This is a genomic window from Ruegeria sp. AN6 (assembly GCF_056540425.1).
Genome location: NZ_JBQFWR010000056.1, coordinates 1 through 513 on the forward strand (window position 1 = coordinate 1; position 513 = coordinate 513).

The following is a 513-nucleotide window of genomic DNA, read 5'->3' on the forward strand; positions in this document are numbered from 1 at the left end:
AGCGACCGATTGGACTATGACGGGTATGACGCGATCCTTGCAGAGTTGCAGCGACGGGGCGAAGTGACGGTGTATCAGTCTGCCTCGCCTGTATTTGCGATCCTGCCGGCGTCTTATCAGGACGGACTTATACAACTGACCGCGCAACGGTCTGAGGCCGGACCGGCTGAGGAAATCTCTGTTCTGGCGCAGGGCCGCGATCCAGCCGGTGCGATGCGTGTTCTGCAGTCGGTGGAAATGAAGTTCGACAGCGGTGAAACACAGGCCCAGGTCGATCTTTCCTTACCGTCCGAGTTGCGCGCCCGCATCACGCGGTTCGAAATCCAGGGCCAACGTTCGGCCGGCGCTTTGACACTGACCGATGACAGCCTGCGGCGACGCGAAGTTGCCCTGATCGCCGGCACCTTGAACCGCGAAGGGCTCGAGCTGCTGTCACCGCTGCACTACCTGACGCAGGTGCTGATCCCAACGGCAGATTTCGTCGAGGGTGGTTTGCTGGACGTTTTGCCCGCC

1 pseudogene is annotated in these 513 nt (G+C 61.0%); it reads left to right on the forward strand.

The window, feature by feature from the left end:
* A pseudogene (locus ACR0MQ_RS23010) lies at positions 1–513 on the forward strand (DUF4159 domain-containing protein); the annotation flags it as partial.